This window comes from Neptuniibacter sp. QD37_6 (genome assembly GCF_047778085.1).
Classification (GTDB): Bacteria; Pseudomonadota; Gammaproteobacteria; order Pseudomonadales; family Balneatricaceae; genus Neptuniibacter.
In genome coordinates this window covers 2,327,561-2,346,911 of sequence record NZ_CP180550.1, presented here as the reverse complement: position 1 = coordinate 2,346,911, position 19,351 = coordinate 2,327,561, and the positions used below count along the sequence as shown (strand labels likewise).

21 protein-coding genes are annotated in these 19,351 nt (G+C 45.7%); 17 read left to right on the top strand and 4 right to left on the bottom strand.

The window, feature by feature from the left end; genetic code table 11:
• Positions 1–31: 31 nt before the first annotated feature.
• On the bottom strand, positions 32–718 hold the full coding sequence (locus ACMXYO_RS11195) for a hypothetical protein (protein ID WP_415885199.1): 687 nt from the start codon (positions 716–718) through the stop codon (positions 32–34).
• A gap of 172 nt (positions 719–890) precedes the next feature.
• Here ACMXYO_RS11195 and ACMXYO_RS11190 point away from each other — a divergent pair, with 172 nt between their 5' ends.
• From ACMXYO_RS11190 to ACMXYO_RS11175, 4 genes are all read left to right on the top strand, one after another.
• Positions 891–1,256: a hypothetical protein gene (locus ACMXYO_RS11190; RefSeq protein WP_415881736.1), complete on the top strand. Its 366-nt coding sequence runs from the start codon at positions 891–893 to the stop codon at positions 1,254–1,256.
• Between the two features lie 30 nt (positions 1,257–1,286).
• A complete protein-coding gene (locus ACMXYO_RS11185; RefSeq protein WP_415885198.1) occupies positions 1,287–2,639 on the top strand; it encodes a DUF3422 family protein in 1,353 nt (450 codons plus the stop codon).
• The gene (locus ACMXYO_RS11180) at positions 2,636–2,953 is read left to right on the top strand and encodes a BolA family protein (protein ID WP_415885197.1); all 318 of its coding nucleotides are present in this window, start codon (positions 2,636–2,638) and stop codon (positions 2,951–2,953) included. Before ACMXYO_RS11185 ends, ACMXYO_RS11180 begins: the two co-directional genes overlap by 4 nt.
• A gap of 170 nt (positions 2,954–3,123) precedes the next feature.
• The gene (locus ACMXYO_RS11175; protein ID WP_415885196.1) at positions 3,124–4,680 is read left to right on the top strand and encodes a methyl-accepting chemotaxis protein; all 1,557 of its coding nucleotides are present in this window, start codon (positions 3,124–3,126) and stop codon (positions 4,678–4,680) included.
• A 74-nt stretch (positions 4,681–4,754) separates the two neighbouring features.
• On the opposite strand, the gene ACMXYO_RS11170 is transcribed toward ACMXYO_RS11175, so the two are convergent.
• Positions 4,755–5,219, bottom strand: a complete 465-nt coding sequence (locus tag ACMXYO_RS11170; protein ID WP_415885195.1) for a methylated-DNA--[protein]-cysteine S-methyltransferase — start codon at positions 5,217–5,219, stop codon at positions 4,755–4,757.
• A gap of 166 nt (positions 5,220–5,385) precedes the next feature.
• On the opposite strand from ACMXYO_RS11170, the gene ACMXYO_RS11165 reads away from it, so the two are divergent.
• The 4 genes from ACMXYO_RS11165 (at position 5,386) to ACMXYO_RS11150 (ending at position 8,944) form a co-directional block, all read left to right on the top strand.
• On the top strand, positions 5,386–5,622 hold the full coding sequence (locus ACMXYO_RS11165; protein WP_415881731.1) for a YdcH family protein: 237 nt from the start codon (positions 5,386–5,388) through the stop codon (positions 5,620–5,622).
• Positions 5,623–5,745: 123 nt separating this feature from the next.
• Entirely contained in the window at positions 5,746–7,524 is a 1,779-nt protein-coding gene (locus ACMXYO_RS11160) for an ABC transporter ATP-binding protein (RefSeq protein WP_415885194.1), read from the top strand.
• Between the two features lie 249 nt (positions 7,525–7,773).
• Positions 7,774–8,232 carry a glycine zipper 2TM domain-containing protein gene (locus ACMXYO_RS11155; RefSeq protein WP_415885193.1) on the top strand — a complete coding sequence of 153 codons (459 nt, stop codon included), beginning with the start codon at positions 7,774–7,776 and terminating at the stop codon, positions 8,230–8,232.
• Positions 8,233–8,425: 193 nt separating this feature from the next.
• On the top strand, positions 8,426–8,944 hold the full coding sequence (locus ACMXYO_RS11150; RefSeq protein ID WP_415885192.1) for an RNA methyltransferase: 519 nt from the start codon (positions 8,426–8,428) through the stop codon (positions 8,942–8,944).
• Positions 8,945–9,024: 80 nt separating this feature from the next.
• Here ACMXYO_RS11150 and ACMXYO_RS11145 read toward each other — a convergent pair whose 3' ends face one another.
• Positions 9,025–9,609: a YecA family protein gene (locus ACMXYO_RS11145; protein ID WP_415881720.1), complete on the bottom strand. Its 585-nt coding sequence runs from the start codon at positions 9,607–9,609 to the stop codon at positions 9,025–9,027.
• A gap of 127 nt (positions 9,610–9,736) precedes the next feature.
• Here ACMXYO_RS11145 and recQ point away from each other — a divergent pair, with 127 nt between their 5' ends.
• The 3 genes from recQ to ACMXYO_RS11130 are packed head-to-tail and all read left to right on the top strand — an operon-like array spanning position 9,737 to position 13,103.
• On the top strand, positions 9,737–11,863 hold the full coding sequence (gene recQ / locus ACMXYO_RS11140; RefSeq protein ID WP_415885191.1) for a DNA helicase RecQ: 2,127 nt from the start codon (positions 9,737–9,739) through the stop codon (positions 11,861–11,863).
• Positions 11,860–12,279, top strand: a complete 420-nt coding sequence (locus ACMXYO_RS11135; protein WP_415885190.1) for a YqaA family protein — start codon at positions 11,860–11,862, stop codon at positions 12,277–12,279. The genes recQ and ACMXYO_RS11135 overlap by 4 nt, the downstream gene beginning before the upstream one ends.
• A gap of 23 nt (positions 12,280–12,302) precedes the next feature.
• On the top strand, positions 12,303–13,103 hold the full coding sequence (locus ACMXYO_RS11130; protein ID WP_415885189.1) for a hypothetical protein: 801 nt from the start codon (positions 12,303–12,305) through the stop codon (positions 13,101–13,103).
• Between the two features lie 12 nt (positions 13,104–13,115).
• On the opposite strand, the gene ACMXYO_RS11125 is transcribed toward ACMXYO_RS11130, so the two are convergent.
• Entirely contained in the window at positions 13,116–13,586 is a 471-nt protein-coding gene (locus ACMXYO_RS11125) for a DUF302 domain-containing protein (RefSeq protein WP_415885188.1), read from the bottom strand.
• Positions 13,587–13,812: 226 nt separating this feature from the next.
• Here ACMXYO_RS11125 and ttcA point away from each other — a divergent pair, with 226 nt between their 5' ends.
• From ttcA to ACMXYO_RS11095, 6 genes are all read left to right on the top strand, one after another.
• On the top strand, positions 13,813–14,688 hold the full coding sequence (gene ttcA / locus ACMXYO_RS11120; protein ID WP_415888096.1) for a tRNA 2-thiocytidine(32) synthetase TtcA: 876 nt from the start codon (positions 13,813–13,815) through the stop codon (positions 14,686–14,688).
• A gap of 125 nt (positions 14,689–14,813) precedes the next feature.
• Positions 14,814–15,800, top strand: coding sequence for a GlxA family transcriptional regulator (locus ACMXYO_RS11115; protein WP_415885187.1), 987 nt, complete (start codon positions 14,814–14,816; stop codon positions 15,798–15,800).
• Positions 15,797–16,972, top strand: coding sequence for an MFS transporter (locus ACMXYO_RS11110; RefSeq protein WP_415885186.1), 1,176 nt, complete (start codon positions 15,797–15,799; stop codon positions 16,970–16,972). Before ACMXYO_RS11115 ends, ACMXYO_RS11110 begins: the two co-directional genes overlap by 4 nt.
• 9 nt (positions 16,973–16,981) lie before the next feature.
• Positions 16,982–17,761: a class II glutamine amidotransferase gene (locus ACMXYO_RS11105; protein ID WP_415885185.1), complete on the top strand. Its 780-nt coding sequence runs from the start codon at positions 16,982–16,984 to the stop codon at positions 17,759–17,761.
• A 218-nt stretch (positions 17,762–17,979) separates the two neighbouring features.
• Positions 17,980–18,984, top strand: a complete 1,005-nt coding sequence (locus ACMXYO_RS11100; RefSeq protein WP_415885184.1) for a diguanylate cyclase — start codon at positions 17,980–17,982, stop codon at positions 18,982–18,984.
• 54 nt (positions 18,985–19,038) lie between these two features.
• The gene (locus tag ACMXYO_RS11095) at positions 19,039–19,248 is read left to right on the top strand and encodes a hypothetical protein (protein ID WP_415881711.1); all 210 of its coding nucleotides are present in this window, start codon (positions 19,039–19,041) and stop codon (positions 19,246–19,248) included.
• Positions 19,249–19,351: the final 103 nt, after the last annotated feature.

Below are 19,351 nucleotides of genomic sequence, written 5' to 3'. Positions count from 1 at the left end.
TTTTTTATTGGATGAAATATACCGAAGAGAATTAATTAGATGTCTTTAAGCGTGGTTTCGGCCAAGAAAGCTTTGGGATCAGGCTGATAAATGGCTGCTTACCGCGGAATATATGCAATCGACCTTTATGTATTTGACCGATGCACTGTTCAACAGGATCGAGCAAAATCATCATAATTGTGCTGATGCTAGGCGGTGGAGCCCCGGCATTTTGCTTACTGCCCGGCAGTGCTTTTACTTCATTTTGTAGGCTAGAGAACTGCTGATGGCTAATGAGTTTTGCTAACGCCTGAGCGTCCCATATATCAGGCTGCGCCATTAAGGGCTCAAGTAAACCTAGCGTATTCGGTGAGACTAGGCATCGCTCACGGCTAAAGTACTTTCGAACACTCAGATCGGTATGCACTTTGAGTAGGGAGTTATCGCGAACATTACTATTGAACGCCATCTGCTCCAGACCGGTCAAAATTGCATTTAGATCCCAATTACAGCCTTTAATTAAGCGCCAGACAGGTTCCATGCTTGTACGTGAACCTAAGCTATATTTCACCGCATCATGAATCAGTGTGTCTTTAGGTAGTAGAGTGATCTTAAGAAAAGTCGTCTGAAAATCTACCAGACATTCAGGGCTTTCAATAAAGGCGTATGGCAGTTCACGGCGGCAGAACGCCATCCATTGATCGCGCGAGTTAAGTTGTTGTAATACAGGAATAATCACAGAATTAACTCAATAAAACAGTTTCGTTCGACTAGCCAAAGGTAGTAAGCTAAAAAGCTACCTCAACAGAGGGTAAACTTCATCTCTTTACCCCTGTCAGGTGATCAATCAACTGTTATGATGGGTCTAATAATTTATAGCCCGAGTATAACCAAAGCTAAGGATAAGAACCATGAAGTTGCTTAACCGTTCAGCATTTGTTGTTTTACCGCGACAGCCATTTGCAGACTGGACTAATAGTTTAGATGTAGATGCCGACGGTTTACACCAGTGCTTAACTCTAGACGAGCAGCGTAGGGAAGGCACCGTTTATCTGGTCGATGAAGTCAGCACGGAAGAGGATTTCTCTAAAGCGCTGGAATCCCATTGGCAGTCTATTTTCGAAAGCGAGCTTTCTGCATGGGATGAGTTGGGTGATCATTGGCCGCGTGAAATTAGCTTTGCTAACTTTCAAGAATGGTTTGACGTCTATCCGCAAATCATGGCTTTGGATTTAGCTAAACAGCCATTAATGATGGCAAATTTGGAAGATGTATAGCCGAGTTAATTAAGGGCTTTTGGAGATTTTATGGAGCAGATTGTTAACCCTCATGGACTGAAAATGCACCCAATGCGGGAGCGTTTGTACAGTGAATTACACTCGCGCCCGTTTCAGGTTATTCCAAGTCCAGCTCGTATTACCCATCTAGCAGTGATGTGTAATCCTGAAGAGAGCAAACAGCAGTTTGCGCACTTGCAGGAGTTGTTTAAGCATTTCGGTGTTGAGCCACCTGAAGTTGATGAACTTTGTTACCACGCCGATTTCGGTAATCTACGTGTACGCCGTGAAAAGCACATGGAGTTCACCACTTATACCTTTATCAATACAGGTATTGAGCAGGGCGGTAACCCATTTGAAGTCACTGGACTAACACCGCTACCTGAAGGTTGGCTTTCTGAAATTCCAGGTACGGTGATGTCGGCCTTCCACGTTTCAGTAGAAGATGCGCGCCAAACACATGAGTTGAATCTTCCATTAGTAAAACGTTTCTTCGAAGGCATGCGCCTAGTCGGTAGTAGCCCGCAAAATGGCGATGCCCGTGTTTGGACGACCTTCCAGATGCACAGTGATGGCTTCGGTCGCTTCCTGATCTACAACAAGCAGATGAGTGATAGTCAGCTAGGTCGATTAACTCAGCGTATCATGGAGATTGAAACTTACCGTTTGATGGCATTGCTGTCGCTGCCGACTGCTCGAGAGATCAATCCAACCCTGGGTGATATGGACCAGAAGCTGGCAGATATTACCGATCATCTAGCTCATAGTGGCGACATCGATGAGCAGGAGTTGCTGTTCCGCCTAACTGATATGGCATCTTGGGTGGAAGATTGCAGAGCGCGAGCAACCTTTAGATTCAGTGCAACTTATGCCTACCACGATCTGGTTATTAAGCGCCTAGAAGAGCTGCGAGAGGACGAGGTCTCTGGGCACTTAACCATTACCGAGTTCATGACCCGTCGTTTAACCCCTGCGGTTAAAACCTGTCGTGCGACCAGTAATCGCCTTGAAGATCTATCCCGTCGTATCGACCGTGTAGCGGAGATGATGCGCACACGTGTAGAGCTATCGATCCAATCGCAAAACCAAGAGCTGTTGGCTTCTATGGATCAGCGCTCTAAAGTTCAATTAATGATGCAACATACGGTAGAAGGCCTATCCGTAGCAGCAATCAGTTACTACACTATTGGTTTAATTAAATATCTATTAGATGCCGTGTATAACTCTGGTGTGGATCTAAATAAAGATCTGATTTTAGGTATCTCGGTACCTGTAGTGATCGGTGCAGTTGCATTGACGACACGGAAAATCCATCGACACTTCTTGAAAATGGCGACAGAAGAAGTGGAAAGAATGGATGAAAGTAAAAAGAGAAAAAAATGAGTATTGAAGCGGTAATTAGAAATCGACTAGAAGATGGGCTGGCAATTGAGCACCTTGTTATAGAGAACGAGAGCTACATGCATTCTGGCCCTGCAACTGACTCGCATTTTAAAGTAACAGTTGTGTCGGATGACTTTGCAGGCAAGCGAAAAGTTCAGCGTCACCAGCTGATTTTTAGCTTCCTATCCGATCGAATGAACAACCCAATTCATGCTCTGTCGATGCATTTGTTCACTCAACAAGAGTGGTACGACAGAGGGCAGGCGGTTGCGCCATCACCGAAATGTTTAGGTGGTTCTAAAGCAGATAAATAACAAAAGCGACTTCGGTCGCTTTTTTATTTTTGACCGACTGGAAGGTCTGAAAATATCTCTAAGATTCCCTAAAAGTAGCACTATCTCTCAATAGAATAACCCTATATATTCTAATGTTAGATATATGAAATATAAGAAAAAATAGCCATCAAGTTGTAATAGGGGCTGCTATGAAAAATAACCAACCGGTTAATAATACAGAGCGTAAATTCAGTAATGATACGCCGCTGATTTCTACCACGGATTTAAAAGGCCAGATAACATTTGTAAATGATGCCTTTGTGGATATATCAGGTTTTACTCGGGAAGAGTTAATAGGGCAGTCTCATAATGTTGTTCGTCATCCTGATGTCCCACCACCGGTTTTTGGCGACCTGTGGTCAAAGTTAAAAAACAACAAACCTTGGATTGGTATAGTCAAAAACCGTTGTAAGGATGGTTCCTTCTACTGGGTAAATGCTTATGTAACCCCTATAGTGGAGTCTGGTCGAACCATTGGTTATCAATCTGTTCGAACCGTACCAACCTCTGGTCAAATTTCACGTGCTAACGATGTCTATAGCCGCCTGAATAACAACAGCCGTCGTATCTCGATGCACGATATGTCCATTCAGACCAAGATCATCATTATGTTGTTGTTAGCGGTGCTTATTCCGATGGGCGCAGGCTACTTCAGCCAGTGGTCTCCGATGATCACAATGGGAGCAGGCCTAGGTGCTTTTATTATATGTGCAGGCTTGTCCTATCACTGGTTAGGCCCTCTACGGTACCTGCAGTCCCGTGCTAAGCGGATGCTGGATTCAAAAGTACTCGAAGAGATGTACGCAAACTCTGTGAGTGAAGTGGGTTCGATCTATCTTGGAACTATGGTGGATCAGGCGCGAATCCGCTCTGCCAATGCCCGTGTTACTTATTCAGCCAAAGAGCTGAATCAACAGGGTGAAGATACGATCGGTATTGCGCGTCAGGCGAATCAAGCGATCGAACGTCAGAGCTTAGAAATTGAAGATGTTTCAGCGCATATCCAAAACCTTTCTATTGCTATTGAAGAGGTGGCGCAGCATGCAAGAACCACTTCCGAAGAAACTAAACAAGCGACCAATACAGCCGATCAAGGTCACTCGATTGTAAAAGGTACAATCGATGCGATTCACCACCTTGCAGATAATGTTGAGCAAGCGGCTCAGCAGATAGATAGCTTGCGCAAAGCGACCGAAGAGATCGCGAGTAAGACCTCAGTAATCTCCGAGATAGCCGATCAAACCAACCTGTTGGCATTGAACGCCGCAATCGAAGCGGCGCGTGCCGGTGAGCAGGGACGTGGATTCGCCGTTGTGGCGGATGAAGTACGAGAGCTAGCTAAACGTACTCAGCTTTCTACTAAAGAGATCGATACCACGATCGCAGAGCTTCAGGGCGAAGCCGCTCAGGCGATGTCGATGATGGAGAAAAGTCAGGACTCAGCAAAAGGCTGTGTTGATAAAGCCGGTGAGGCCGGTTCTGCGCTGCAAGAGATTATGGCGGGTGTAGGTAGCATTGATGATATGAGTACCATGATCGCCGCTGCATCCTCTCAGCAAAGTAATGCTGCGGAAGAATTAAAGCAAAACATCATGTCTATTCAGGAAGCGGCGCAAGTTGCTCAGTTGGCTGCTCAAGCCACAGAGCGATCCTCAGTTGATCTTGCTGATACCTCCAAAACGATTGTCCAGAGTGTAAGTGTTTAAGCTCATTCTGAATTGAAAAAGGCTGCAGATGCAGCCTTTTTTGTGTCTCTAATCTTGCCCTAAACTAGGATTGGTTAGATCAGGTCTTTGGTTTCCAAATTTAACAGATAACTCTTATTCTCAAGCCCGCCGGCGTAACCTGTTAAATTACCATTACTGCCCAAAACACGATGACAAGGGATAATAATGGGGATCGGATTGCGGTTGTTTGCCATCCCTATAGCTCTAGCGGCTTTCGGGTTGCCTATTTTCTTAGCGACTTCACCATAGCTACAGGTCTTACCGTAAGGGATATCATTCAATGCATTCCACACGGATTGTTGAAACTTTGTGCCATTAGGCGCGAGTGGAACATCAAACCTTACACGCTTCCCTGCAAAGTATTCGCTTAGTTCAGAGACACACTGGTTGGTTAATGCGTTACCCAATAGCTCGGGCACCGTTTCATTATCTTGTAGGAAATGAATCGAGGTAATAGCACTGTTGTTGGCTTTAATAAGCAGAGAGCCCAAGGCGGTGTTCATAATTGCTGCATACATTGTCTTATCCTCCGCTTCAGGGAACCAATATTTAGGACTTGTTCGTTGGTTCTATATTTCTTTTTATAGTTTGGAACCTGTATTGATGTCCGTCAATGCTTTGTGGTCATCAGAGGAGGAGACTGAAGTCAAAGAGATAAGAAAGAATGATTAAGGGGAACATCAAATGCCTATTGAACATCATGATTTGATTCACGAATTTCCAGAGCACCGTGACCGTATTCACAATCTAAAAATGGAAGATGCACATTTTGCTCGCTTATTCGATGAGTACCATCAGGTGACAAAAGATGTTGAGCGAATGGAATCTGAGGTTGAGCCGGTATGCACTCAAACTGAAGAAGCAGCCAAGTTTAAGCGCCTTAAGTTAAAAGATAAGCTTTACAAAATGCTACAAGCATAATCGCTAAGCCTATTTAGAAAACCCGCAGACACTGCGGGTTTTTTTATGTAATAAATCTAATCTAGAAGTGAGTTTAACGAGTACAATTTAGTTATTACTGAGTTTGCGTAAAAAGGATAGTTTGTGAAGCCGTATTACAATTGGCGCTATATCTTAAAGGTGGCATCCGAACATAAAACGGAGCTAATTAAAGCGAATATCATCGCTTTCTTTGCCGCTTTGGTTTCTGTTCCGCTACCACTGTTTATGCCATTGTTGGTTGATGAAGTCCTGTTAGATCAACCTGGGTTTATTGTCGAAACTGTAGGGCCTATGTTCCCACGAGAATGGCATGGGCCGGTGCTGTTTATCGGTGTGATTCTGTTTGTCACACTGTTTCTACGTTTAGTCGCCCTGATGATGAACGTTTGGCAAGCGCGCCAATTCAGCATTATCTCTAAAGATGTAACCTACCGGATTCGGGTTGGCTTGTTAGAGCGGCTTAAAAAGATCTCAATGGCGGCTTACGAAACTGTCGGCAGCGGTGCGGTTTCATCTCACTTTGTGACCGATCTAGATACAGTAGATCGCTTTATCGGTAGCTCACTCAGTCGTTTACTGATTGCATCCCTATCTATCTTAGGTACTGCCATTATTTTGCTGTGGATGCACTGGCAGCTTGCCCTGTTTATCTTATTTCTTAATCCGGTGGTGATCTATTTCACCACCATGGTTGCCAAGCGGGTTAAGCACCTTAAAGGTCAGGAGAACAAAGCGTTTGAGGTGTTCCAATCGGCATTAACCGAGACGCTGGACAATATCCAACAACTGCGTGCCTGTAACCGCGAACAGCATTATCTAAAAGGGCTGATCGCAGAAGCCAAAACCGTGCGTGATCATTCAACCGCATTTGAATGGAAAAGCGATGCGGCCAATCGCTTAAGCTTTGTCTTGTTCATGATCGGCGTTGATCTCTTTAGAGCGGTTTCAATGCTAATGGTAGTTTTCTCCGATCTGACCATTGGTGAGATGATGGCTGTGTTTGGATACCTCTGGTTTATGATGGCGCCAGTGCAAGAGATTCTAGGCATTCAATACAGTTATTACGCTGCTAAAGCCGCTCTGCAGCGAATCAACAATTTGGCAGACTTTAAAGAGGAACCGCAATACCCAGCCAAAGTTAATCCATTTGAAGGCAAGAAGACTGTCGCGGTTAAGTTACAAGATATTCACTTCAGTTATGAAACCGGAGTCGAGGTACTTAAAGGCGTTTCGGTGGATATCCCCGCAGGGCAAAAGATTGCTTTAGTCGGTGCTAGTGGCGGTGGTAAATCAACCTTAGTACAGGGACTGTTGGGCTTATACCCCATCGAGAAAGGGGAGATGTTCTTTGACGGCGTCTCGATCAAAGATATAGGTTTGGCTTGCGTTCGAGATAACGTTGCAACTGTACTCCAGCATCCTGCTCTGTTTAACGGTTCGATTCGTAGCAATCTGACCATGGGCAAAAGCTATTCAGATGAAGAGCTTTGGAATGCCTTAGATGTCGCCCAGTTAAAACCCTTTGTTGAATCACTAGAGCAGCAATTGGATACGCAGGTTGGGCGGCAGGGCGTAAGACTCTCCGGAGGACAGCGCCAACGTATCGCTATCGCTCGTATGCTGTTAAGTGACCCAAAGGTTGTTGTACTAGATGAGGCAACCTCAGCATTGGATGCAGAGACCGAGCTGAATTTGCATCAGGCGTTAAAGAGTTTTCTGAAAGATCGCACTACCATCATCGTGGCTCACCGTTTGAGTGCAGTAAAACAAGCCGATCATGTCTATGTGTTTGAAGATGGCAAAATCTGCGAGCAGGGCAATCATTCGGAGCTGCTACAAAGTAATGGTCTTTACTCTAGGCTCTACGGTGAATATCAATAAAGCTTCGGCTGAGTTGGTTCATTTTAGGTACATGCTCAAGGTGTAAACTCAGTAGTTAATATTTATGGGTCGGCGTGGATCGAATTAAGCTCAAGGCTGTCTATAGGGATAATCAAATATGGAAGGACAGACTTGAGTAGGCTATAAAACGGTTTCAGGGTATTAATTGCTAAAATGTAATTGATAGTAGAAAGGGATTTTGGCCCGAACAAATCATCTGATATGAAGATCAGATAAGAGGATACACCTATGAGTAAGTATGCAGTTGTTGTGACAATACTATGTGCGCTAACACTAAGTGGTTGTGTAAGTAATTTAAGCGGTACAACCTATTCGCGTAGTGAAGCACGCCAAGTTCAGCAAGTTCAGTACGGTGTTGTGCAATCTGCCATTCCTGTAGTTATTGAAGGAACCGGTGGTGTAGTAGGTGGTGCAACAGGTGCTGTAGTGGGTGGCATCGCAGCCAGCAATGTTGGCGGTGGCCGCGGTAAAGATATCGCTACGGTATTAGGCGCTGTTGCCGGTGGTGTCGCAGGTAAAAAAGCAGAAGAGATGCTAACACGTGCACAAGGACAGGAGATCACTGTGCGCTTAGACAATGGCAATATGGTATCAATCGTCCAAGAGATGGACGGTGGACCAGCCTTCGCAGCAGGTGATCGTGTAAGGGTGCTAACCCGTGCAGGTACTGCCCGTGTAACTTACTAAGCTTAAGTTAGCTCTCACTCAAAAAGCCCTTGCTGAATAGCAGGGGCTTTTTGTTTGGGCTGAATGCAATTTCTAGGTGCTGTAAAAACTGTTGCTCGGTTGTCGCTTCCGGGCCTTGTTTTACGTGTTCTCACTGGCAGAATTACTATAGAATCCCTGCTCTTTAGCGCACTATTAAGAAAGCAGTATAAATATGTCTGAAAGTCATCAAGCCCATATAGGTTTAACTGATCCTAAGAGCCCTGAGAATGTTGGGGCGATCATGCGTGCAGCGGGTTGCTACAACGTGCAATCTGTTACCTACACGGGTAATCGTTTTAACAAAGCACAGGAACAGAATAAGCGATTGCAGACAGATACGCGCAATATGCTTGAGCGTATCCCGCTAGATCATATTGAGTGCTTTAAAGCGTCAATGCCAAAAGGTGCTAGACCGGTTGCGATTGAGCTGGTGGAAGGTGCGACTTCATTGATCGACTACGAGCACCCTGAAAATGCTTACTATATCTTTGGCCCTGAAGATCGCTCGATCGATAAAGAGATTGTGGCTTGGTGTGAAGATGTGATCTACATTCCAACCGTTGGCTGCATGAACTTAGCCGCAACAGTGAATGTTGTGCTTTATGATCGTATTGCTAAATTAGGCCCGAAAGCGTCTGGAGATGAGTTGATTCGCAGATCGCGTGATCGCAATAATCAGCTTAAGGTGTAACGACAGGCAGTAATGAAAGGCGAGGTTACTAGCCTAGTCAGTGAACTAGGCTAGCTGTAGTAAGCGTATAGAAAGCGAACTTACTTATCTGGTGCGTGGAAATATAGGTACAGATCGATCAGCAGTTCTGGAATCTGCGCACACATCTCTGCACATAGTTTCTCATCTTCACGAATCTTGTTGATGTCATCTTCTTCAAACAGTTCAGATGCAACCATCACAGGTAGTAGCATCTCAGCCACTTCTTCCTGCTTCTTGCTACCGAACCATTCCTCTTCCTGAGTGAACACGCCTTCCATAAAGGCTTGTGACCACCATGCAAGAGGCGAGATATCTTCATCTTCTTCAGCGTCTAGAGATAGTTCGCACGGTAGTTCGATTTCGCCGTCGCTGTATAGCTGACCGCCAATTGTGCTGTATAGGCGTTTTAGCAGGCCCATGATCTCAGCTTCTTGCGCTTCTGATTCCCAGTTTGGCGTCTGATCAAAAACCAGTTCCATCCACGTGGATTCATCAAGAGGAGTAGGGCTGATGTTTAGCGCGCTAAACAAGCCGTGAACGCCGATAAGATCAAGGCAATCTTCTGAAACAGCATCGGAATAAAGGAAGTCGTCCAGTAGATCCAGTTCTGAATCGGTAAGTGCATTCGCTGAAGTGAGAGTCATGAATATATTCCTAAAAGGTTATGCCGCTGATTTTAACTTGCTTGGTCAGATTTAGCAGTATTTTTTAACTGCTCAATTCAATACGGTTGTCAGTGACAAAGGGGTACGCTTTCTGGATAATCCAGCCATGAATTCAAGCGCGTTACAGATCCTTAAAGAGGTTTTCGGTTACGATCAGTTCCGAGAGCCCCAAGCCAAAGTTATAGATACCCTGGTAAATGGCCAAGATGCCTTGGTGGTTGTGCCTACAGGTGGTGGTAAATCACTCTGTTATCAGCTTCCTGCGTTGATGAGGCAGGGCACGGCTATTGTTATCTCGCCTTTGATTGCGTTGATGCAGGATCAGGTAACTGCGCTGTCGCAATGGGGTATTCGTGCTGGGTGCTTGAATTCGAGCATGGATTTCTCTTTGATCAATGAAACCGAGCATCAGTTAAGATCCGGTGGTTTTGATCTACTCTACATTGCGCCGGAACGATTACTTCAACCGCGCACACTTTCTTTGCTCCAGTCCTGCCAAATTGCACTCTTTGCCATCGATGAAGCGCACTGCGTTTCCCAATGGGGACATGATTTTAGACCAGAATATTTGCAGCTAAGCCAGTTGGCTCAGTTGTTCGCTGGTGTGCCGCGTATTGCGTTAACGGCAACTGCGGATGAACGTACTCAGCAAGAGATCGTTGAGCGTTTAGCGCTGACCAATCCTGCTGAGTTTATCCAAGGTTTTGACCGCCCGAATATTCGTTATCGTATCGGTCAGAAAGACAGCGCTAAAAAGCAGCTGTTAAAGTTTCTCAAAGATGAGCACCCGAAAGATTCCGGTATCGTTTACTGCCTTTCTCGAAAGCGGGTAGAAGATACTGCCGCTTGGTTATGTGAGCAGGGCTTTAATGCGCTGCCTTATCATGCGGGACTCGCGGCAGACCTTCGAAGTCATAATCAGCATCGCTTTTTGACCGAAGAAAATATCATCATGGTGGCGACCGTGGCGTTTGGTATGGGCATTGATAAGCCCAATGTGCGCTATGTGGCTCACTTAGATCTGCCAAAAAGCATTGAAGCGTATTATCAGGAAACGGGTCGTGCAGGCCGTGATGGTTTACCTGCCGATGCGTGGATGGTTTATGGATTGCAGGATGTGATGTTCCTGCGTCAGATGCTGGAAGGCTCGCAAGCGCCAGCAGAACAGAAGGTGGTTGAGCGCCAGAAGCTAGAAGCGATGCTTGGGCTGTGTGAGATCACGACTTGCCGACGTCAGGTGCTTTTAAGTTACTTTGGTGAGAAAGATCATCAGCCGTGCGGCAATTGCGATACCTGTTTAGAGCCTGTGCCTGTTTGGGACGGTACCGAAGCCGCGCGCAAAGCCTTATCGGCGGTTTACCGTTCTGGACAGAGTTTTGGTGTGAATCATGTGGTCGATATCCTGATGGGGAAATCAAATGAGAAAACTAAAAACTTCGCCCATGAAAAGCTTTCTACTTGGGGCATAGGCAAAGAGCTGGATAAAAATCAGTGGCGCTCTGTTTTCCGTCAGCTGGTGGCTCGCGGATTGTTGGGTGTGAATGTTGATCAGCACGGTGTTTTGCACTTAACTGATAAGTGCCGTCAGCTATTACGTGGTGAAACCAAAATTCAACTGCGTAAAGATCAGCGCCAGCACACGCCTTACCGTAAAAACCAAGTACCGCAGAGTCAGTTGGAAGCAGAAGATTATGCGCTATGGAATGAGCTTAAAGCGGTGCGTAAACGCTTGTCTGATGAACAGGATGTACCGCCTTATGTGATCTTCCACGATGCAACGCTGATGGAAATGGTGATGTATCGCCCGCAGACCTCAGATCAGTTCAAACGCTTGAATGGTGTAGGTGAACGGAAGCTGGACCTTTATGGCGCTGACTTTATTCAGGCGATTGAGGAATTTGAGGATCAGCATAAAGCCGATAATGTCGCGACTCAGGCAATGGAATCGGTTGTGCTATATCGCAGTGGTATGACGGTTGATCAAGTTTCGAGACAGCAGCATCTATCGGTTAATGCGATCTACGGTCACTTAGCTCAAGCGATCCAAAAAGGTGAGTTGGCGGTTAAGGATGTGGTCGATCTTCCTGAGAAAGAGTTCAGTCATATCGAACAGGTGATGCTGGAGTGTCAGCAGGAGTTTGGCCAAGCGTTAAAGCCTGTGAGCGAAGCGTTGGCTGGCGTCTATGAAGTTGGGATTCTTCGTTGTATTAAGGCTGGGCTGGAATCCGCGTGAGTGAAGATCTGAGCCTCTCAGCTTTATTCATCAGCGGTTTTGTATCGGCTACGTTGTTACCCGGCGGTTCCGAAGTTCTATTGGCTTGGCAACTCTCTCAAGATGTTCATGATCCTTGGAGCCTTTGGGCTGCAGTGAGCGCGGGCAATGCCTTAGGCGGTATTGTGACTTTCTTAATGGGCTGGGGAATTGCCCATTACTACCCTCTACGCGCACTATCATCTCCTAGACAGCAGCAAGCGCAAAGATGGCTCACTCAATATGGCCCTGTAGCTTTGTTAATGTCTTGGGTTCCGTTGATCGGCGATCCGCTTTGTTTGGTTGCTGGCTGGTTAAAAACCAATTTTTGGCTTAGTGTACTGATGATCACTTTGGGAAAAGCGATCCGATATCTGATTATTGTTGGTGTGATTTAAGGGATTAATTGGAGGGGCCGTTCGTGGGATTAGTGGCTAAATCGCAACGAAGTACATGGGGTTGGCTACGTTTAATTATTCTGATCCTAGCGTTAATCGTGGTGGCGATGAATGCTTGGCTATCGCAGCTACGCTCTACCGATTGGGATCGGCCGCTTTGGGTGGTGATCTATCCGATTAACGCCGATCAAGGTGCTGATACCCAACTCTATGTGGATGCCTTATTAGAAGGTCATTTCGACGATATCGAGCATTTTATGGCGCGGGAAGCGCGTCATTATGATCTTCCCCTAGAAACACCGCTCGAAGTTTATCTTGCCCCGCCTTTGACTGAGCACCCTCCAAAACCGCCACAAAACCCAAGTATGTTAGATAGTGTTGTTTGGAGTTTAAAGCTACGCTACTGGGCTTGGCAAAACGATAGCTGGACTGGCACAACCCCTGATATAAAAGTCTATTTGAAGCTGCATTCGCCTAAGACTCATCAAGTGCTAGAGCACTCATTAGGTTTGCAGAAAGGGATGATTGGTGTGGTGAATGGTTTTGCCAGTGTCGATTATCAAGCTCAAAATAACTTTGTGACCATACATGAAGTGCTACACACCTTAGGGGCAACCGATAAATACGATCTCAGCAATAACCAGCCGATCTGGCCAGATGGTTATGCGGATCCTGAATTAGAGCCATTATTGCCGCAAGCTTATGCGGAGGTGATGGGTGGTCGAATTCCAAGGACCTCGACCACAGCAGAGATGCCTGAGAGTCTTGAGCAGGTTCTAGTTGGCGAAAAAACTGCTCAAGAGATCAATTGGGTTCAGCCTTAATCTTACGGGTGCTTATTGCTCGATAACGGATTTCAGTGCTTTAACGATATCCTCTTCAAATTCAATCAGAAGATCCTGAGCAGGGCTTTCTGGATTGATCTGACTTGGGCGCAGGAACTTGATATAAGTTGTATCGTTTTTGTGTTGCAGAGTGATAGAAAGAGGGCAGAGCGCACCCATATCAGGATCTTTGTTAATCACATGGTTAGCGTACCAAGGATTACAGAAGACTAAGCTGCGGATCTCTTCATAACCGTGTTTGTTGTACTCAGCGCCCCAGCGGTCTTTATAATGAGTCAAAGAGCGGCCGATATTAGGCTCGAAGATGACATAAAAGTGGCTTTCTTCCAGAGCTTGGCTGATCTCTGTGTGGTTAATATCAAAATCCCCCTCCATCTCAAAAGATAGAATCGGGTTAGCAAAAACGGTGCTGCTCGCTAGCAGGGCTGCCGAGAAAACCAGTCTTTTGATCAGCTTAAGCATTACTTGCTCCAAAGAATCCATTTACCGATGAAAGTTCAGTTTAGTGTATCACCGCATCTTAGCCGAGCAAGCGTCAAGGTGTAGGACTTCTTAAGATCATCTAGTGTATAATCTGCGCTCCGAAATAGAGCTGAAGACCATGACTACTAGCAACACCTCATCAATTGAAGATCCTCAACTAACTGACGCCGAAGCTGCTGCCGAGCAGAAGAAGCAGAAAACCCGTATGAACAAGCTGCAGAAGCGTCTGCGCCGTGAGATGGGTCGCGCGATTGAAGACTTCAATATGATCGAAGATGGCGACAAGGTTATGGTCTGCCTGTCTGGCGGTAAAGATTCCTATGCGATGCTTGATATCCTGATGAATCTGCAGCGCAGTGCCCCAATAAATTTTGAGCTGGTGGCGGTGAATCTGGATCAGAAACAGCCGGGTTTCCCTGAGCATGTTTTGCCTGCTTATTTGGAATCGATCGGCGTACCTTTCCATATCTTAGAGCGCGATACGTACTCAGTGGTTAAAGAGGTGGTGCCTGAAGGTAAAACGACCTGTGCACTATGCTCACGTTTACGTCGTGGTTCTCTATATGGTTTCGCTGAAGAGATCGGTGCTAACAAAATCGCACTAGGTCATCACCGTGACGATATTCTAGAGACGTTGTTCCTTAACATGTTCTATGGCGGTAAGCTTAAATCGATGCCGCCAAAATTGGTTTCGGATGATGGTAATAACATGGTTATCCGTCCGTTAGCTTATGCGCGTGAAAAAGATATCGCTGCCTTTGCCGAGCTACGCGGTTTCCCTATCATACCTTGTAACTTGTGTGGTTCTCAGGAGAACCTACAACGTCAGGTGATCAAAGAGATGCTGCAAACTTGGGATAAGAACTTCCCAGGTCGTATCGAAACTATGTTCCGCTCTTTACAGCATGTTGTGCCTTCACACTTGGCTGATACTGAACTGTTCGACTTTAAGGGCTTGAAGCACGGCTTCCCTCACGGTATTGATCCAAACAGCGACACTTCTATGCGTCCGGATAACGCGCCGACAGAAGAGGCGGTACAGACTTTTAACCCTCAGAAGATCGACGTTCTTTCTCTCTAATCTTTCCATTGTTTAATGACGTATGTCCGAAATTGTCGGATATGTGTCATTGATGACATTTCGGTTTCGCGTAATACTGCTATCACAGCTTAAAAACTCAGGTTTAATCGCCGTGGGAGTATTACGTGAAAATTATCGCCGTTCTTGGCTATGCTGATTGCCAAATTCTAGATGTCACCGGGCCATTGCAGGTGTTCGCATCGGCTAATCGGGCATTAGGGCAAGATTTCTACCAGATTAAAATTCTTGGGTTATCTCAAGAGCCTATAGTGACCAATTCGGGGATGTGCTTGGTTCCTGATCAGTGCTATTTCGATGCTACGGATATAGATACACTGCTGTTTGCAGGTGGTCGCGGGGTTGATCTACAGCGCAGAAATCAGGAGCTGATTAACTGGATACAGGAGCAGGCTAGGTCAGTTCGACGTATTGGCTCTGTCTGCAGCGGTGCTTTCCTCTTGGCTGAAGCGGGTTTGTTGGCGGATAAAGAAGCCGTATCTCACTGGCAGTGTTGCGATTTGTTAGCAGAAGAGTTTCCTGATACGCGGGTAAACACCGATGCGATCTGGATTAAACAGGGCGATCTATATACCTCCGCAGGTGTGACTTCTGGCATTGATCTAGCTTTGGCTCTCGTCGAGGAGGATTTAGGTCATGAGATAGCGATGGCGGTTGCGCGAGAGCTGGTGGTGTTTATGAAGCGCCCCGGTGGTCAGGCCCAATTTAGCACTCAGCTAGAAGCTCAGTTAAAAACCACAGGGCCTGTTGCCAAGGCAGTTGCTTATATTGAGCAGCATCTAAATGCAGAGCTTAATCTCGCCATATTGGCCGAGCATTGTTGTGTCAGTGAGCGGCATCTGTTTCGTCTGTTTAAAAGTGAGTTTGCGCAATCGCCAGCCACTTATATCGAAAACAGTCGCTTAAGTTTGGCTCGGCAGTTATTAGAAAGCGGCGCATTGAATCTGAAACGAGTGGCGGAACAGAGTGGACTAGTATCCGCTGACAATCTTCGTAGAGTGTTTATTCGCCGTTTAGGTATTAACCCAAGTGAGTATCGGGATCGTTTTGGTTCTGTAACTTGTGATCAAGCATCAAAGGATATTAATTCATGAATCTGAATGTTTTCTTGCTCTCCGGTTGCCAAGCCTTATTAACAACCGGAAACATACTTTTAGTCTCGGTAGTGGCTTTGATCGGTCAGAACCTCGCGGCGAGTCCTTCCATGACTACATTTCCGGTGGCGACTCAGTTTATCGGGTTGATGCTTGCGACGATTCCTGCCTCTCTGATTATGCGCCGTATAGGCCGAAAAAATGGATTCTACTTAGGGAATTCGATCGGCATATTGGGTGCGGCATTGTGCATTCTTGCTCTGCAAGGAGAGCAGTTCTTTCTATTCTCGTTTGGTACTTTCCTTTTGGGGATAGGCATTGGCTTTGGTACTTTGTACCGTTTTGCAGCAGTCGAAGTCTGCGATGATCAGTCGAAAAGTAAGGCGATCTCCTTAGTTATGGCCGGTGGTGTTGTAGCTGCCATTATTGGGCCGCAGTTGGCTATCTATAGTCAGGACTTGTTAGGTGAAGCGGAATTTGCTGGCGCTTTTGTTGGATTATTAGGCCTTTACGTTATTGCGCTGTGTTTGCTGTTTTTTACTCATATTCCCAAAGAAGTGGCTGCTGAAGAAACTGATAAAGCACGTCCGTTGATGACGATTGTTCGACAGCCCACCTTTATCGTCGCCGTTGTTGTAGCAATGGTGGGTTATGTGGTGATGAACCTGCTTATGACAGCCACGCCATTAGCAATGGCCCGTTGTGGCTTTAACTTTGCTCAAGCGGCTCATGTTATCGAGTGGCACGTGTTGGGTATGTTTGTACCGTCGTTCTTTACCGGCAGTTTGATCGCACGATTCGGCCTTAATCCTGTTATGTATGCTGGCGCCGTATTTATGTTGGCCTGCATTGGCATTAACTTGATGGGCGTATCTGAATGGCATTTTTGGACGGCATTGGTGTGTTTAGGGGTTGGCTGGAACTTTATGTTTATCGGCGCGACTCAATTGGTTACCACCACGTATAGACCTGCAGAGAAAGCTAAATCTCAAGCTGCGAATGAGTTTTTAGTGTTTAGTATGGTGACAGTTTCCGCAATGTCTGCCGGTTGGATGGAGGCTGTGTTGGGCTGGCAAGCAATGAATTGGATTGTTTTACCTTTGATCCTTTGGGCAGTAGCAGTTATTTTCTATATAGGCCGCTCTCATTCTGAGCCTGTGGCTGCTACCTAAGGAAGGATTATGAAGTCGCCGCAATTTTTATCTATCGTGACCTCATCGCCGGTTAAAGTGAGATTGACCAATCTCCCTGAAATACAGGCTTTAGGCATCACGACTATATGTGAATCTAACTTACAGCGATTCACTGCTATGGATAATAACAGGGCGTTGGGGCTTGCAGAGTACCTTGCTGAGAATCCCGAAGAAACTGAAGTATGGTCAGCTGCCTTTTATCCTGAACTACCCCTTGAGGCCGTAGAGATACAACCTTATTCAAGGGCGCAGCGTGGTTTACCCTGTTTATTTTCCCAAGTAGGGGAGTTACCCGGTATCGAAGATGGTGATCGTTTTCCAGTGGGGGATCAGTGGCCATTAAGCTGTAGCCCTCAAGAGCGAGCGTTTAGTTTGTTACAGGAGCGGATGCGCAAGCTCTGGAGCGAGGGGCGACCGGACGCTGAGATGAAATTAGCCTTAGTGGCTGATTATGCCGGGCGCTTAAACCGGTTGAGCGGCCATCACTTCATTCATTGGGACGGCGAGTTACTTTTTGCCTATTCCGGTAACGAAACTGATCTAGAACCTCTGGCTTACCAGAGCTTTTCATTTAGAGAACTTTGTTTGAATTATGGGGTGGATCTAGAGCTTTCTTCAGAGGATCTTGTGACCGGTGTTATTGTCGCTTCTCAGTCTTTGTTGGGCGACGAAGCTATTACTATAAATCCGGGGAATACCTTATGTTTCAGGCAAGGACAGCTATTTGAGCAGTGTGAGCCCGTAAGTTTTTGGGAAAGAGTAGAGTAACTATTTCCCAAGTCTATATTGCAAATTCATACCAACAACCACTTCCATTATTGATCCAGCTTCTTGTTTTAATTTGTTTTTTAATATTCCTTCATAAAATCAGATTGTTGACTATATTTAAATTACTTAAGGATATAGAGTAGTGGTATTACCAATTAAAATATTGGTAATACCTTCGACTGTTTGTTTTAGAAAGATGGTTAGGCGCAGTAAGATTTATGAAGGAAAACGCAGTTCCTCAAGCAGGTATCCCGCCCATGGCAATCGTTGATATGACAGATCAATCCATGCTTATTCAAGTGTTTGATCGCATTGTCCTACCAACTTTTGTACTTGATAAAGATCACACCATTATTTATTGGAACTCTGCTCTTGAGGCTATAAGTGGTCTTAGCAGAGAGGAGATGATCGGTACTAAAGATCAGTGGAGGCCGTTTTATTCCTCTGCACGTCCTTGTCTGGCTGACTTGATCCTTGAAGGTGGTAAGGATGAAGACGTTAAGCACTATTATATGAATAAGTGTCAGCGCTCTGAGTTGATCGAGGGTGCTTATGAAGCCGAAGATTTCTTCCCTGACTGTGGTGTCGATGGTGAATGGCTGCAATTTACAGCTTCCAGTATTGTCGATTCCAACGGTGAGTTGATCGGTGCGATCGAGACATTCCAAAATATTAGTGGGCGTAAAAAAGCTGAATTTGAGCTGCTTGAGCGAGAACGGATATATAAAGAGCTGAGTATCACAGACAGCTTGACCGGTCTTCATAATTCTCGTCATTTCTATGACCAGATGGAAAATGCGTTGGAAACTGCCCGCCGTTACCATCATGGTTTTACTTTATGCTTTTTCGATCTAGATGATTTCAAAAAACTCAATGACTCTCATGGCCATTTGATGGGCGATAAAGTGCTCGAAACCTTCGGTGCTTTGGTTCGCTCTTCCCTACGAACCTTAGATAGTGGTTATCGCTATGGTGGTGAAGAATTTGCAATCTTGTTGCCATCAACCGATGTTGATGGCGCTGAAACGGTGGCAGAAAGGGTGCGAGAAAGTTTACAGAACTATCAATTTATCTTGCCTGATGGTGAAACCATTCGTTGTAGTGTCAGCATAGGTGTAACCGCTTATACCGTCGGTGATAGTGTACAAAGCTTGATGCAACGTGCAGATAATGCGCTGTATAAAGCAAAAGAGCAGGGTAAAAACTGTATTGTCACAGTTTAGCTTTTCACAACCGCTTCTCTATGTAATCATCTGCCTCCGTAACTTGGAGGCAGTATGAAGAGTTTTCTTTTTTCTACAGATAATGATCGTGGTGGCGTAATTTTGTGTGATTTGGATACCTTGCCAGAAGCGGTCGACTATTTGAAACAACGCTTTAAAGGGGTTGTTCGAGTAGAGCAGGGCCGAGACTATTGGTCCGAGGAAGAAGGCTTTGCAAGTTTGCCTGCACCTACTGAAGAAGATAACCCTCAAAGCAGCGGCTGATGGCTTTTCTCTAACAGTCGCTGAAGGCTGTTCTAAAAGTAGAGGCTGATAGCTCTTCCGTTACCCTATTTATTCAAGTTAATCTCAGCGTTCCACAATAATT